At 62.8% G+C, this 1,385-nt stretch carries 2 protein-coding genes and 1 pseudogene; all 3 read left to right on the forward strand.

The genetic code is table 11. From position 1 onward, the window contains the following. The coding region (locus ACZ6DL_RS38090) for an MspA family porin (protein ID WP_466058602.1) at positions 1-156 on the forward strand (156 nt) is incomplete at its 5' end. A gap of 323 nt (positions 157-479) precedes the next feature. After that, the gene (locus ACZ6DL_RS38095) at positions 480-1,154 is read left to right on the forward strand and encodes an MspA family porin (protein ID WP_466058600.1); all 675 of its coding nucleotides are present in this window, start codon (positions 480-482) and stop codon (positions 1,152-1,154) included. A 66-nt stretch (positions 1,155-1,220) separates the two neighbouring features. Further along, positions 1,221-1,385 (forward strand): annotated as a pseudogene (locus ACZ6DL_RS38100) (MspA family porin); the annotation flags it as partial.

Consider the following 1,385-nt stretch of genomic DNA (forward strand, 5'->3'; position numbering starts at 1 on the left):
GGCACGTCCGGTTCGGTGACGTGGGCCGATGAGACCATCGGTCTGAATGGTTGCGGAGGCTACGCCCAGGCGCGCGCTTTCGTCAGCGTCGAGGTCGAGACCGACAATGTCATCACCTGGGTGACGTTGTGGGGACAGCCTTTCAGCCTCGGCTGAGTGAACTACGGGTGAAAACCCCGTAGCCATTGATGAAATGGACCCCTCGTATCGCGGCGGGTCCATTTCGTCATGAATTCCATTGCGCCGCAAGTCGGCGCGATCCTAGCCGGATCGTTTACGTTGCGTGACGAATTGCCCGAATTTCCGGAAAAGTCTGGTTGATACCGAATAGCATTGTTTCGTCCGAGATCGCTCGATGACGCGATGGTCGGCGGATCGTCTGGTGGACAGCACATTCCACCGAGCGCGCCGTCGGCTTTGGAGGGACACGTCCGCCTCGACACCCTGGGGCGGGCGGATGCAACCTGATGAGGAAAAACATGAGCAAGTACCGCATCAACGGTCTGTCTCGAGGCGTCCGCGTCGCGGGCGCCGCCGCCGTGGCGACCGTGGCCACCGGTCTGTTCTCGACCGGCGCCGCCGACGCCGATACCTTCGTGCCGTTGCCGGACGGCCACAAGGCGGGCCCTGGCGTGAACCTCGCCCGTACGGGCGAGCGCGCCCTGATCTCCCCATCCCTCGCCGCGAACGGTGCCGGCCGTGTCGTGTGGGTTTCGGGGAATGCCATCGCCGATGTCACCGTGACGCCGGAAGGCGAAATCGGCCCGAACAACGGGCCGACCGGGAATCCGGGAACGAATAATTCGTCCACGCACGGTGCGTCGCAGTTGAGCACCGGTTACATCGTCGGCTGCCAGGTCAGCATCGCCGACGACGCGATTTCGGCGGGTGTGTCGGGCAGTGTGAACCTCAGCGGCGCGAGCGCCGGTGGTTCGATCGGCATCAACCTCGGTCCCGGTGAGGTCAAGTTCGTTCAGATCGATTACAAGGACATTCTGAAGCCGGGTGTGTACTCGGTGGAGTATCAGGATGCCGAGATCCAGATCCAGGGCTGCGCGGGTTACGCGCAGGCTCGTTCGTACACGGTCGTCGAGATCATCGGCGATCACTACTCGAAGACCACCCTCTACGGGATGCCGTTCAGCATCGGCTGAACGCGGGTCGGATCCATCAAATCTCTTTTCGCTGAAGCGAACTCGATTCTTTAGGGGATTACCATCATGTTCGATCGTAAAAAACTGGCGCGCGCGGCCGGGCTGTGCGCGTCCGCGGCCATCGCGGTAGGTCTGCTCTCCACGGGTGCGGCGAACGCCGACACCTTCGTCCCGCTGCCGGGCGGGGAGTTGACCAAGACGCTGTCGGACGGCACCGTCGTGACCATTCGC

Source organism: Nocardia sp. NPDC041819, from assembly GCF_055590505.1.